The sequence below is a fragment of the Sporosarcina sp. ACRSM genome (assembly GCF_022346545.1).
Taxonomy (GTDB): Bacteria; Bacillota; Bacilli; order Bacillales_A; family Planococcaceae; genus Sporosarcina.
In genome coordinates this window covers 291,184-303,482 of record NZ_JAKRNU010000006.1, presented here as the reverse complement: position 1 = coordinate 303,482, position 12,299 = coordinate 291,184, and the positions used below count along the sequence as shown (strand labels likewise).

General features: G+C 46.1%; 8 protein-coding genes, 19 tRNA genes and 2 rRNA genes. 26 read left to right on the top strand and 3 right to left on the bottom strand.

The features are described from left to right. The 21 genes from MHZ95_RS11990 to MHZ95_RS11890 form a co-directional block, all read left to right on the top strand. A 23S ribosomal RNA gene (locus MHZ95_RS11990) occupies nucleotides 1–112 on the top strand; the annotation flags it as partial. Between the two features lie 150 nt (nucleotides 113–262). Further along, nucleotides 263–377: ribosomal RNA gene (rrf, locus tag MHZ95_RS11985) — 5S ribosomal RNA — on the top strand. A gap of 80 nt (nucleotides 378–457) precedes the next feature. Next, nucleotides 458–533, top strand: a tRNA-Val gene (locus MHZ95_RS11980). Between the two features lie 15 nt (nucleotides 534–548). After that, nucleotides 549–624 (top strand) — tRNA-Thr (locus MHZ95_RS11975). Nucleotides 625–630: 6 nt separating this feature from the next. Continuing rightward, nucleotides 631–706, top strand: a tRNA-Lys gene (locus MHZ95_RS11970). Nucleotides 707–738: 32 nt separating this feature from the next. Further along, a tRNA-Leu gene (locus tag MHZ95_RS11965) sits at nucleotides 739–820 on the top strand. 8 nt (nucleotides 821–828) lie between these two features. After that, nucleotides 829–900, top strand: a tRNA-Gly gene (locus MHZ95_RS11960). 12 nt (nucleotides 901–912) lie between these two features. Beyond that, a tRNA-Leu gene (locus MHZ95_RS11955) sits at nucleotides 913–998 on the top strand. Between the two features lie 25 nt (nucleotides 999–1,023). Then, nucleotides 1,024–1,100, top strand: a tRNA-Pro gene (locus MHZ95_RS11950). 6 nt (nucleotides 1,101–1,106) lie between these two features. Further along, nucleotides 1,107–1,182, top strand: a tRNA-Ala gene (locus tag MHZ95_RS11945). Nucleotides 1,183–1,204: 22 nt separating this feature from the next. Next, nucleotides 1,205–1,278, top strand: a tRNA-Met gene (locus tag MHZ95_RS11940). Nucleotides 1,279–1,285: 7 nt separating this feature from the next. Then, nucleotides 1,286–1,362: transfer RNA gene (locus MHZ95_RS11935), tRNA-Ile, on the top strand. A 17-nt stretch (nucleotides 1,363–1,379) separates the two neighbouring features. Then, nucleotides 1,380–1,472: transfer RNA gene (locus tag MHZ95_RS11930), tRNA-Ser, on the top strand. 59 nt (nucleotides 1,473–1,531) lie between these two features. Next, nucleotides 1,532–1,606 (top strand) — tRNA-Met (locus tag MHZ95_RS11925). Nucleotides 1,607–1,609: 3 nt separating this feature from the next. Beyond that, nucleotides 1,610–1,685: transfer RNA gene (locus MHZ95_RS11920), tRNA-Asp, on the top strand. A 24-nt stretch (nucleotides 1,686–1,709) separates the two neighbouring features. Continuing rightward, a tRNA-Phe gene (locus tag MHZ95_RS11915) sits at nucleotides 1,710–1,785 on the top strand. Nucleotides 1,786–1,792: 7 nt separating this feature from the next. After that, nucleotides 1,793–1,866 (top strand) — tRNA-Gly (locus MHZ95_RS11910). 5 nt (nucleotides 1,867–1,871) lie between these two features. Continuing rightward, nucleotides 1,872–1,948 (top strand) — tRNA-Ile (locus MHZ95_RS11905). Nucleotide 1,949: 1 nt separating this feature from the next. Continuing rightward, nucleotides 1,950–2,024, top strand: a tRNA-Asn gene (locus tag MHZ95_RS11900). Nucleotides 2,025–2,029: 5 nt separating this feature from the next. Further along, a tRNA-Ser gene (locus tag MHZ95_RS11895) sits at nucleotides 2,030–2,120 on the top strand. 7 nt (nucleotides 2,121–2,127) lie between these two features. Continuing rightward, nucleotides 2,128–2,199 (top strand) — tRNA-Glu (locus tag MHZ95_RS11890). A 301-nt stretch (nucleotides 2,200–2,500) separates the two neighbouring features. Here the strand turns inward: MHZ95_RS11890 and MHZ95_RS11885 are convergent. Both MHZ95_RS11885 and MHZ95_RS11880 read right to left on the bottom strand, forming a co-directional pair. Further along, nucleotides 2,501–3,241, bottom strand: a complete 741-nt coding sequence (locus tag MHZ95_RS11885) for a TraR/DksA C4-type zinc finger protein (RefSeq protein WP_255726746.1) — start codon at nucleotides 3,239–3,241, stop codon at nucleotides 2,501–2,503. Between the two features lie 179 nt (nucleotides 3,242–3,420). Further along, on the bottom strand, nucleotides 3,421–4,332 hold the full coding sequence (locus MHZ95_RS11880) for a 1,4-dihydroxy-2-naphthoate polyprenyltransferase (RefSeq protein WP_239390848.1): 912 nt from the start codon (nucleotides 4,330–4,332) through the stop codon (nucleotides 3,421–3,423). 238 nt (nucleotides 4,333–4,570) lie between these two features. Between MHZ95_RS11880 and MHZ95_RS11875 the strand changes: the two genes are divergently transcribed. The 5 genes from MHZ95_RS11875 (at nucleotide 4,571) to MHZ95_RS11855 (ending at nucleotide 10,850) form a co-directional block, all read left to right on the top strand. Continuing rightward, nucleotides 4,571–5,956 (top strand): isochorismate synthase, encoded by a 1,386-nt coding sequence (locus MHZ95_RS11875; RefSeq protein WP_239390847.1) that lies wholly within the window; start codon nucleotides 4,571–4,573, stop codon nucleotides 5,954–5,956. Then, complete coding sequence (gene menD, locus MHZ95_RS11870; RefSeq protein WP_239390846.1) at nucleotides 5,949–7,661, top strand: 2-succinyl-5-enolpyruvyl-6-hydroxy-3-cyclohexene-1-carboxylic-acid synthase; 1,713 nt, start codon at nucleotides 5,949–5,951, stop codon at nucleotides 7,659–7,661. The genes MHZ95_RS11875 and menD overlap by 8 nt, the downstream gene beginning before the upstream one ends. Then, entirely contained in the window at nucleotides 7,615–8,499 is an 885-nt protein-coding gene (gene menH, locus MHZ95_RS11865) for a 2-succinyl-6-hydroxy-2,4-cyclohexadiene-1-carboxylate synthase (protein WP_239390845.1), read from the top strand. The genes menD and menH overlap by 47 nt, the downstream gene beginning before the upstream one ends. Then, nucleotides 8,496–9,314, top strand: a complete 819-nt coding sequence (menB, locus tag MHZ95_RS11860; RefSeq protein WP_239390844.1) for a 1,4-dihydroxy-2-naphthoyl-CoA synthase — start codon at nucleotides 8,496–8,498, stop codon at nucleotides 9,312–9,314. Before menH ends, menB begins: the two co-directional genes overlap by 4 nt. An 87-nt stretch (nucleotides 9,315–9,401) precedes the next feature. Next, nucleotides 9,402–10,850 carry an o-succinylbenzoate--CoA ligase gene (locus tag MHZ95_RS11855; RefSeq protein WP_239390843.1) on the top strand — a complete coding sequence of 483 codons (1,449 nt, stop codon included), beginning with the start codon at nucleotides 9,402–9,404 and terminating at the stop codon, nucleotides 10,848–10,850. A gap of 57 nt (nucleotides 10,851–10,907) precedes the next feature. Here the strand turns inward: MHZ95_RS11855 and MHZ95_RS11850 are convergent, their stop codons facing one another. After that, nucleotides 10,908–11,933: a metal ABC transporter solute-binding protein, Zn/Mn family gene (locus tag MHZ95_RS11850; protein WP_239390842.1), complete on the bottom strand. Its 1,026-nt coding sequence runs from the start codon at nucleotides 11,931–11,933 to the stop codon at nucleotides 10,908–10,910. Nucleotides 11,934–12,299 lie beyond the last annotated feature (366 nt).

Here is a 12,299-nt window from a genome sequence, read left to right as displayed (position 1 = left end):
CCATTACGCAAGTAAGTAAGATCCCTCAAAGAAGATGAGGTTGATAGGTCTGGGGTGGAAGCGCGGCGACGTGTGGAGCTGACAGATACTAATCGATCGAGGACTTAACCTTGATTAAAAAGCTATAGTTGATCTTGATTTACACAATGTTAGTTTTATCCGGTTTTGAACGAACAAGCACCGTTCTTTTTTAAAAAAGTGCTTGCAATTATAACTAAGTTCTGTTATAATAAATAATGTCTTAAAGAAAAGGAATTACAAGTCTGGTGCCGATGGCGAAGAGGTCACACCCGTTCCCATACCGAACACGGAAGTTAAGCTCTTCAGCGCCGATGGTAGTTGGGGTTTTCCCCCGCAAGAGTAGGACGTCGCCAGGCTTGGATAATTCATTACATAATCATTATACTTTGGACAAGATAGCATAACAGTACATGAACATAACATAGTATTTTATAACGGAGGATTAGCTCAGCTGGGAGAGCACCTGCCTTACAAGCAGGGGGTCGGCGGTTCGAACCCGTCATCCTCCACCATTTACCTAAACAATTGCCGGTGTAGCTCAATTGGTAGAGCAACTGACTTGTAATCAGTAGGTTGAGGGTTCAAGTCCTTTCGCCGGCACCACTTTTAGAGCCATTAGCTCAGTCGGTAGAGCATCTGACTTTTAATCAGAGGGTCGCAGGTTCGAATCCTGCATGGCTCACCATTATCACGACTTATCAAGTTGTGGCGAACAATGCGGGTGTGGTGGAACTGGCAGACACGCTAGACTTAGGATCTAGTGCCTTCGGGCGTGGGGGTTCGACTCCCTTCACCCGCACTTTCAACGCGGAAGTAGTTCAGTGGTAGAATACGACCTTGCCAAGGTCGGGGTCGCGGGTTCGAATCCCGTCTTCCGCTTTAAATGATTTAGCCGGGGTGGCGGAACTGGCAGACGCACAGGACTTAAAATCCTGCGGTAGGTGACTACCGTACCGGTTCGATTCCGGTTCTCGGCATCATTATCATTTTATTTAAACATTACGGGAAGTAGCTCAGCTTGGTAGAGCACTTGGTTTGGGACCAAGGGGTCGCAGGTTCGAATCCTGTCTTCCCGACCACTTCACGGGGCCTTAGCTCAGCTGGGAGAGCGCCTGCCTTGCACGCAGGAGGTCAGCGGTTCGAACCCGCTAGGCTCCACCAACAAATATCATATAAAGATCCTGGCGGCGTAGCTCAGCTGGCTAGAGCGTACGGTTCATACCCGTAAGGTCGGGGGTTCGATCCCCTCTGCCGCCATCTTAAAGGACCTTTAGCTCAGTTGGTTAGAGCAGACGGCTCATAACCGTCCGGTCGCAGGTTCGAGTCCTGCAAGGTCCACCAGCTCTATATATTTACGCGGAGGTATACCCAAGTTCGGCTGAAGGGAACGGTCTTGAAAACCGTCAGGCGGGTTAAACCGTGCGGGGGTTCGAATCCCTCTACCTCCTCCATTTTTCACTAAAATGATGAACTGTAAAAGAGCAGATTTAAAAGTAGTAATTAATATTGTCGCGGGGTGGAGCAGTGGTAGCTCGTCGGGCTCATAACCCGAAGGTCGCAGGTTCAAATCCTGCCCCCGCAACCAAATGGTCCCGTGGTGTAGCGGTTAACATGCCTGCCTGTCACGCAGGAGATCGCCGGTTCGATCCCGGTCGGGACCGCCATTTTTTTACAGAATACATAGAAGTGGCTCAGTAGCTCAGTCGGTAGAGCAAAGGACTGAAAATCCTTGTGTCGGCGGTTCGATTCCGTCCTGAGCCACCATGAAATTGCGGGTGTAGTTTAGTGGTAAAACCTCAGCCTTCCAAGCTGATGATGAGGGTTCGATTCCCTTCACCCGCTCCAATTTAGGGCCTATAGCTCAGCTGGTTAGAGCGCACGCCTGATAAGCGTGAGGTCGGTGGTTCGAGTCCACTTAGGCCCACCATTCCGCAGTAGCTCAGTGGTAGAGCAATCGGCTGTTAACCGATCGGTCGTAGGTTCGAATCCTACCTGCGGAGCCAATCTCGGGGAAGTACTCAAGTGGCTCAAGAGGTGCCCCTGCTAAGGGCATAGATCGCGTAAGCGGTGCGAGGGTTCGAATCCCTCCTTCTCCGCCATAAGTTTGGCCCCTTGGTCAAGCGGTTAAGACACCGCCCTTTCACGGCGGTAACACGGGTTCGAATCCCGTAGGGGTCATATAAGAAAAAGCATCCTTTTAAGTTATAAATAACTTAAAAGGATGCTTTTTTATATTCATCAAAACGCCGTAAGCGAGTGATTCTTCAAGGGCTCATAAATCACTATGAACGCTCAATCCACCTGGTAAACGATCATTACCATACAATGAACGCTCATAAACCTCAGCACGCGCTCATAAACACGTTGTAACCGATCAAAGCACCCCTCACGCGCTCATTAACTTACTTTCGGAAACAAGCACTCACATACCTCCCTCCATATAAAAACACCATAAGCCATTCAGGCCTATGGTGTGCATTTATTGTTTTTTATCCTGAACATAATTATCAGTTTCATGGTAAGGGATATCGCCTAAAGGAGATTCCATGTCTTCGGCATCCAAATTTGCTTCGTATTGTTCAGATGCAGCTGATCTGACAAAACCACGGGAGCGGCCATTGATATCTGTACCTGTAAATTCTTCGATTTCTTCCGTTGCACCATCTTCAAGTTCACTATCGTATAACGAATTGTAATCATCGCGATCTCCAACGAAATCTGATGGTGTCTCTGAGGTTCCGGATTTTGCGATTTCCTGGAAGCTATCTTCACCATCACGGTTTGCTCCCTCTCTACGATTTGCAAACGTGTTCGGTTCGGCCATGATCAGGATATCCTCTTCAACAGGACGATCGTTTGCTATTTGCCGTTCGGTTGAATGCTCTATACAAAGAGTCGTATGGGGAATCGCTTCGAGCCGTTCAAAAGGGATTTCTTTCTGGCAAACTTCGCATATCCCGTATGAACCCTCTACCATTGCTTGTAAGGCGTCCTCGACCTTTTCTAATTCAGAGCCTGCATGTACATTCAAAGCGAGGTCTTTTTCACGCTCAAACAGTTCTGTACCCATATCACCTGGATGATTGTCATACATGGATAATTCGCCGACACCATCCTGTGCACTCTCTTTAATATCTGTTTCCTTTTCGGTCTTTAGCAATTGTTTTTTCATTGAAAGAAGTTCGCTTTTAAGAGAGGATTTCTGCTTATCAGTTAACAACGTTCGTCACGTCCTTTTTTATAATACATGTAGTATGTTCATCCAAGTGTCTCTTGATTACGACCTAGATGATTTCGTAACTCTTTTTCGTTGTTTTCCTTATTCTACTCGTATTTAAACATTTCATGTAAAAAGCCCAAGACACTGATGAGAGCAGATGTCTTGGGCGGAATGGTGTATTAAAATAAATGACCGATTAAAATACCTATGCCGAGCAGTAAACCGAATAGTGTATTGGTGATTGCAGTGTTTTTCATCGCGGGCGCCACTTGTAATGGAAGAACATGCTTGCGGAAAGTGGAGACCGCTTGAATTGGTTTTTTAACGCTGAGCAATATGAGTAATGCCCATGGTGTTAATTGTCCAAATAGGACAAGCGCAATGATCCAACCATAAGAAATCACAAAAAACAGTGTTAAAATCGTAATGGCATGCGTTCGACCGACGAGGATGGTCAGTGTTTTCCGACCACCTATCGTATCTTCCTCCACATCACGGATATTATTTGCCAGCATGATTGCAGCAACAAGTATCATACTTGGAATGGATAGCAAGATAGCATGGGTCGTCACTGTGCCTGTTTGAATATAAAACGCGATAAGGATCAGAAGCATCCCCATAACTACACCGGAGAATAACTCTCCGAAAGGCGTATAGGCGATCGGATACGGTCCGCCCGTATAAAAGTAACCAATCATCATGGAAACACCGCCAACGAGTGCAAGCATCCATGATGTTTCCATACAAATATAAATCCCGATGAGTACGGAAATGCTGTACAGCAGTAAGGCCAGATTCAATATAACTTTCGGCTTAACACCATGCCGTACAATTGTCCCGCCGATGCCGATGGACTCTTCGGTATCGAGCCCTCTTTTAAAGTCATAGTATTCATTAAACATGTTTGTCGCCATCTGAATCAAAATACTTGCTATCAGCATTGCGAAGAAGAGCGGAAAATGCAAGCTTCCATATGTTAACGCAATCATCGTTCCAAGAAATACAGGTGCAAAGGCAGCCGTAAGCGTGTGGGGACGTGTTAATTGCCACCAAATCCGCCAATCTTTATCAGCTTTTATTGTTTGTTGCAAAATTTTTCTCTCCCTATCATTTTATTGACCGTATCTATTGTACTCCAAAATCAGCAATGTGGGTATATGGCGCACATAACTCGCTAATTGAAATTGATGCATTTGAGAGGTCGTGCCCTGAATGGAAAGGGAGATTTTGAAACTCGGTCCATTTCTTATACAGGTACATTGTCTGATGGGTGTGATAGAATAGAGGTATGATCTTTAAATCAGTCGAAGAATTTACGGAGGGAACATGATGAATCGGAAGTTAACAACTACCCGTGAATCACAATTGAAATTGAATCAAGATACATTGCGATTTTTCACAGAAACAATCGATGCGGGTCGAATTTCGCCACTGGCCTTTTTTGAAGCAGGGGATTCTTGTTATAAAAACGAGCGTTTCTATTGGCAAAATGCCGATAAAACATTGACGCTCGTCGGACTCGGACATGCTACTGTTTTGACCAGCAATGGCAGAAAAAATCGCTTTGCACATATATCTACTGAGTGGAACAAGTTGCGTGTAGCGCTTATCAAAGAGGAAAAGGATATGGAGCCTGTTCTTTTTGGAGGGTTTTCTTTCGATCCGGAAAATAGAACGGAATCCGAGTGGAGTAATTTTCCGTCTGCGCATTTTGTAGTTCCTTCTTTCCAATTGATGATAAAAAATGGGAAAACATCGATTTCGATCAATTATATTACGGAAAGCGGCAATGCGGCGGAGGAATTCGATCGGTTACGGGATGAGCGCGATCGACTGATCCATCTTGCTCAAGTCGAAGAATTTGGTCCGACGGCAAAGCCGGAAGTTGTCTCGGTCGAGGAACTTGGAAAAGAACATTATATGGAGACGGTGGCAGGTGTCACGAAAAAGATCAATGCAGGGGAAGCGGAGAAAGTCGTCATCGCACGCTCTGTTAAGCTGCATTTTGACAATGACGTATCTGCTGTTACGGCGCTTCATCATATTTCCAATGAACAGCAGGAAAGTTATCATTTCGGATTGCAAAAGGATGAATCCCTGTTTTTTGGTGCGACGCCAGAACGTTTGGTCGAGATTGAAAATGGGCGGGCCTATTCGGCATGTGTCGCCGGATCTATTAGACGTGGGAAAACAGCAACGGAAGATCGCTTGTTGGGAGAAGAATTATTAGAGGACCGTAAAAATCGGGAAGAGCATCAATATGTCGTCAACATGATTTCACATGTCTTTGAAACATATTGTACCGATATTGTGATTCCTAAAATGCCAAAACTGATGAAAATCCGGGATATCCAGCATTTATTTACACCAGTGGAAGGACGACTTGTGCAAGGGATCGATATTTTCAGTTTGGTCGAGGCCCTTCATCCGACACCGGCACTTGGAGGTGTTCCGACGGATGTCTCGTTGGAGATGATTCGGCAAGAAGAGGGGATGGACAGAGGTTATTATGCAGCACCGATCGGTTGGACGGATACAGCTGGAAACGGTGAATTTGCGGTTGCCATCCGCTCCGCTTTACTACGAAACAACGAGGCGTATTTATATGCGGGTGGAGGAATCGTAGCAGATTCTGAGCCAGACAAGGAATACGAAGAAACTTGGGTGAAATTCAGACCTGTTCTACGGGCGCTTGGAGGAAAGTTAAATGGATAACCGGATCGTATTGACGGATTATGTTCGTCGAATGACGGGCGCATTGATGCAGGCAGGAGTGAAATCGGTTGTGATCAGCCCCGGTTCACGCTCGACGCCGCTTGCCTATGCATTTGCTTCCACGGACAACCTGAATGTCTATATGCAGATCGATGAACGTTCTGCTGGGTATTTTGCGCTCGGATTGGCAAAGGCATCAAGGGAACCGGTCGTCCTTCTCTGTACATCGGGAACAGCTGCCTCGAATTATCACCCGGCGATTACGGAAGCATATTATGCGCGTATACCGCTCATTGTCATTACGGCAGACCGACCGCATGAGTTACGAGAAGTCGGAGCACCGCAGGCAATTGATCAGATCAGAATGTATGGCCAACATGTAAAATATAGCATCGATTTTCCACTTGCCGAACGTAATCCTGATATCGATGATTTTCTCGATCGGCATATTAATCGTGCGCTATCCGTCGCAATGACAGCACCGTGGGGACCAGTCCATCTGAATGTCCCTTTCCGAGAGCCGCTTCTCATCGATTTCGATCGGCGGGTTCCGGGTTCGACTTTCAGCGAGCGGATTGCTGGCGAAGCGATGCTCGACACACCCGCCGCTAGACAAGTGACAGCCCTTCTTGGAGAGGCTGAACGGGGCATGCTTATTGTCGGTGACTGGCCGCACGACATGGATAAAAAAGCATTCTGGGACTTCGCAGACGCTTTGCAATGGCCAGTCTTATGTGATCCATTATCCAATCTGCGCTCAGAAGTGCCTGAAAACGTCCAGGCCCTTTGCATCGATCATTATGATGCGATATTGAAAAGTGAAGTATTCAAGGAAAATGCGGTTCCGACGACTGTTCTGCGATTTGGTGCACAACCTGTTGCGAAGCCGTTATCGCTTTTCTTGAAGAAAGCGAAGCCGGCAGTTGTCATTGCGGTTGATGAATCTCCTGAATTCCGCGATTCACTCGGCATTGTCACGCACCATATCCAAGCTTCACCGACGTCGCTTTTCCAACTGGTGGTCAATCAGTCTCGCACGGCTTATACGGAACGATGGGTGAGAGCAAATGAGCTGGCATCCGAAGTGACGGCCAGTTATGAAGGCGGCCCGGGAGATGAAGGGATTATCGCCAAATTGCTATTTGAACATTTACCGGATGGTGTCGATCTCATTAGCGGTAGCAGCATGCCAATTCGAGATGTGGATACCTTTTTTAGGAAAACAGGGAAAGATATTACACACTTTGCAAACCGTGGAACAAATGGTATCGATGGTGTCGTGTCGACTGCATTAGGCATTCAGGCGGCAAGGAAGCGTCCGGCCTGGTTGTTGATTGGTGATTTGTCATTTTTACATGATGTCAATGGTTTGATTGCTACCCGTTTTCATGAAACGGATTTGACAATTATTATTGTGAATAACGATGGCGGAGGCATTTTTTCTTATTTGCCACAATCCACGGTGCCGGAACATTTTGAGGAGTTATTCGGTACACCAACTGGTCTCACTTTCGAACATATTGCAGCGATGTACGATGCGCAATACGCTGCAATCACTACTTCTGAAGCGTTTCAGGCAGAGCTTGCCAAACCGAAAAATAAGCCGATCCGAATGATTGAAGTGTTTACCAATCGGCAAATGAACGTGAAAGCGCATCGTGAGTTATGGCAACAAATTACGGAAAGGCTTGATGGGGATGCGTGAACAGTCCATCCCTACTAGGGGAATCGATATTCAGGTAGCGATTCACGGTGAAGAGCATTTGCCTACGGTTGTCTTGTTACATGGCTTTACAGGTAGCACGGCTACATGGACCGAAGTGTCAAAGCGATTGACAGGTGTTGCTCGAACCGTGGCAATCGACTTGACCGGACATGGGAAAACAACAGCTCCTGTGGAATCGGATCGGTATGAAATGGACCAACAAGTGAAGGATCTGGAGGCTCTTTTCGATCACCTCGGGCTCCGGTCGTTCGTGCTGGTCGGCTATTCGATGGGAGGCCGAATTGCCCTAGCCTACACCATCCTTTATCCAGATCGGGTTTCATCTTTAATACTGGAGAGCGCTTCGCCGGGACTGAGATCGGAAAACGAAAGAGTGGAGCGGTGTCAGGCGGATCACCAGTTGGCGGAAAAACTGGAGACGGATGGCTTGCCAGCTTTTGTTGATTTTTGGGAGAACATCCCTTTGTTTCACTCGCAGAAACGATTGTCGGATGAAGTACGGCAAACAATTCGACAGGAGCGGCTCGGACAACGTGCAACAGGGCTTGCCAATAGTTTGCGCGGCATTGGGACCGGGAGTCAACCATCCTATTGGTCGAGGCTTGGAACCGTCCATATGCCTGTCTTGCTTCTAACGGGGGAGTATGACACGAAATTTATAAATATTTCCCGGGAAATGGGAGAGCATTTCCCTACTGTCCGACATGAAACGATCCCGGATGCTGGACATGCAATTCACGTGGAAAAACCGGATGTATTTGCTACAATGATAAGTGAACATCTATTACAAACGAAAAATGGAGGAGGGGCAGTATGACACGTCAATGGGAAACAATACGTACATACGAGGATATTAAGTACGAAAAGTACAACGGAATCGCGAAAGTGACGATCAATCGTCCGGAAGTGCGCAATGCATTCCGCCCAAAAACGACAGCGGAGTTGATTGATGCATTTTCACGCGCGCGTGATGATGAGAGCATCGGTGTTATTATTCTGACTGGTGAAGGTAAGGATGCATTTTGTTCAGGCGGAGACCAATCTGTTCGCGGACATGGCGGTTACGTTGGGGAAGACGATATTCCACGTCTGAACGTCCTTGATTTACAGCGTTTGATCCGTGTAATTCCAAAGCCGGTCGTGGCGATGGTTGCAGGGTATGCAATCGGCGGCGGACATGTTCTACATGTCGTCTGCGATTTGACGATTGCGGCAGATAATGCAAGATTTGGACAAACTGGACCGAAAGTAGGTTCGTTTGACGCGGGTTATGGTTCAGGTTATCTAGCCCGTATCATCGGCCATAAGAAAGCGCGTGAAATCTGGTATCTTTGCCGTCAGTACGATGCACAGCAAGCATTGGATATGGGGCTTGTCAATACAGTCGTACCGTACGAGCAGTTGGAAGACGAAACGGTTCAATGGTGTGAAGAAATGCTCGAAAAGAGCCCGACAGCACTCCGCTTCCTAAAAGCGGCAATGAACGCCGATACAGACGGTCTTGCAGGACTTCAGCAATTGGCTGGAGACGCAACGCTTCTCTATTACACTACGGACGAAGCAAAAGAAGGACGCGATGCATTTAAGGAAAAACGCAAACCGGACTTCGGGCAATTTCCACGTTTCCCTTGATCTAAGAAACGTTGGTATTGGTCGGCGAATAGCTAGATAGAAAGCTGCCTTATCATGGGCAGCTTTTTCTCAATGGAAGGTGAAAAAATGATTCCAAATTGGTTAATACAGCGGGCGCATTTGACGCCTGAGAAAAAAGCATTATCTTTTAGAGGTGAAACTTGGACATTTGAGCAGTTGAAAGATCAAGCAATGACCCTTGCCCGGAAATTGAAAGCGAACGAGTTGAACGAAGGCGAGCGGGTGGCACTACTCGGCTTCTCCAATGCAGAGATGGTCTTGACCATTCATGCCTGTATGCTTGCCGGGCTAGAAATTGTCATGTTGAACAGTCGCCTCACGCCAAAAGAATTGGACTGGCAGCTTGATGATTCAGATGCAGTTGCAGTCATCGTGGCAGATGAGTTACAGCATCTCATTTCCAACTCCTCTACACGTCAACTTCCGTTTTCAACAATCCGCCAATCTGATGAACAGCCATTTCACATCCAAGAGATATGGAGTGCTGACAAGACGATCACTATTATGTATACATCGGGGACGACCGGTTTTCCAAAAGGAGTGCGCCAGACTGTTGGCAATCATGTTTCCAGTGCACTTGCTTCCGTTCTGAATCTTGGACTGTCCGACGATGACGTTTGGCTTTGTTTCATGCCGTTATTTCATATTAGCGGTTATTCCATCCTCGCCCGTTCCGTTCTCTACGGCGTGGAAGTGAAGCTCTATGAAAAATTTGACGCCGTTGCTGCTGCCGAAGAAATTCGTACGGGTTCCGTTACGTATATGTCTGCTGTTTCACTCATGCTAGAGAAAACATTGCATGAACTGGAAAAGGGCTCTGCGATTGCCCATCCTTCATTTAAAGCGATATTAGCGGGAGGCGGACCAGTTCCTGTAGGCTATTTGGAACGGGCGAATGAGCGCAAAATGCCCGTCTTGCAAACGTACGGCATGACGGAAACGAGTTCACAAACAGCTACGCTTGCAGCGGAAGACGCCATTAGGAAAATGGGCTCCGCCGGAAAACCATTATTTTTCAATCAAATTAAAATCAAAAACAGTCAAACACCGGGAGAAATCGGAGAAGTGCTCCTTCGTGGTCCCCATATTACGCCAGGCTATATCGGAAGGTTTCAAGAAACGGATCCTTTTGAAGAAGGCTGGTTTCCGACAGGCGATCTAGGCTATTTGGATGCAGAAGGTTATTTGTTCATCGTAGATAGAAGGTCTGACTTGATTATTTCGGGGGGGGAAAATATATATCCTGCTGAGATAGAAAATGTGCTTGCCGGGCATCCAAGCGTCAGGGAGGTTGGCGTTTGCGGCAAGGAAGACGCCAAGTGGGGAAGTGTACCGGTTGCATTCGTTGTCATCTCGGATGATGTGACTGCAGAACAACTCACAGACTATTGTACGGAACGTCTAGCCCGTTATAAAGTTCCGAAGGCGTTCTATGTTGTCGAGAACTTACCACGCAATGGAGCGAATAAATTGGTGAGGCGTCAATTGAGGGAATGGACAGAAGCGCAGCAATAAAAGATGTTCCTAATGAGAACAAGCCTGTTCCGCAAGGTGGAACAGGCTTGTAACCAATTATTTAGTGCTCAGCGCTTTGCCTAGCGTTTCGATATTGTGCTCCATTAATGAAATATAGTCTTCGTTATTTTTCACATCGTCAGCTGTCAAAACACCAAGATTATGGAGCATAAGTGATTCGGCTCCGATTTCTTTTCGGATCACATCTGTCAATTTCGAAGATACATTTTGCTCAAATAGCACATATTTTACATCCAGTTCCTTTGCTTGTGTAACGAGAGTAGCCAATTGCTTTTGGGAAGGCTCGCTTTGCGAATTCAACCCTGCGATGGCGATTTGTTCAAGCCCGTATGCATCCGCGATATAACCGAATGCGGCATGGGAGACAAAGAACGTTTTGGATGGCGCATTTGCTGCCATTTCTTCGAATTGATGATCCAGTTCCACTAAATCAGTTTTCAATTGTTGGAAATTCTCTTCGAATTCTGCTTGCATATCAGGCATTTCTTCGATTAAAGCATCTTTGATGGAAGTCGCAAGCTCGATACTGAGCATTGGTGAAATCCATACGTGTGGATCGAATTCACCATGATGGTGATCATGCTCGTCATGTGCAGCCTCGGTATCGTGGTCATGCCCTTCATGCTCGTCATGTGTAGCATCAGTCCCATGATCATGTCCTTCGTGGTCATGCCCCTCGTGAAGCATCTCTTCCGAAATTCCTTCCGCTGTCGCGACCATTTGGACATGTTCGCCTTTTAATGTTTTTTCTGCATTCTCTACAAATCCTTCAAGCCCCAAACCGATATAAAAGAATAAATCAGAATCGGCAAGTGCCATCATATCTTTTTGCGTAGGATCGAATGTGTGTTCATCTGCGCCAGGAGGATAGATGGATTGGACATTGACATGTTCGCCACCGATCCGTTCCGTGAAATATTGAAGTGGATAAACCGTCGTATAAACCGAAAGCGTCTGCGTGCCGGATTCGCCGTCTGTTGGCACTTCCGACTCGTTTGTTTTGCCACATGCCGCTAATAAAAGGGTGGCAATGAGTGCGATGTAGAATAATTTTTTCTGCATTTAAAATTTCCCTCCTATGTTATTAATAGTAATCATTACGATTTAGATAACTGACTTTATTATCATACAAGAATGTTGGTCAGATAGCAACTGGAAAATGATTTTATTTTGACCCTGATTATTGGAGAAAGCCAAAATGATTAGATTAGATTTAATACAAGTTATCTCATAGCAGGTACCTCTACATAACTGAAAAAAGATGTTTGTATTTTTTTTGTTATAGATTTAGGTGCTATGCTCTATCGACAAGATTAATATTAAATTATCTTTATCTAAGTATTCATTGAAAATGAAATGATTGAATGTTTAAAGTCTTATTTACAAAAGCAGTGGACGATGGTATGTTATTGTGTAACGTTTTATAAA

What these genes read in the sequence shown, in the direction of transcription:
- MHZ95_RS11850 (WP_239390842.1), bottom strand. Translation starts at nt 11,933, where the DNA reads ATGCAGAAAAAATTATTCTACATCGCACTCATTGCCACCCTTTTATTA.
- MHZ95_RS11875 (WP_239390847.1), top strand. Translation starts at nt 4,571, where the DNA reads ATGAATCGGAAGTTAACAACTACCCGTGAATCACAATTGAAATTGAAT.
- menD (WP_239390846.1), top strand. Translation starts at nt 5,949, where the DNA reads ATGGATAACCGGATCGTATTGACGGATTATGTTCGTCGAATGACGGGC.
- menB (WP_239390844.1), top strand. Translation starts at nt 8,496, where the DNA reads ATGACACGTCAATGGGAAACAATACGTACATACGAGGATATTAAGTAC.
- MHZ95_RS11855 (WP_239390843.1), top strand. Translation starts at nt 9,402, where the DNA reads ATGATTCCAAATTGGTTAATACAGCGGGCGCATTTGACGCCTGAGAAA.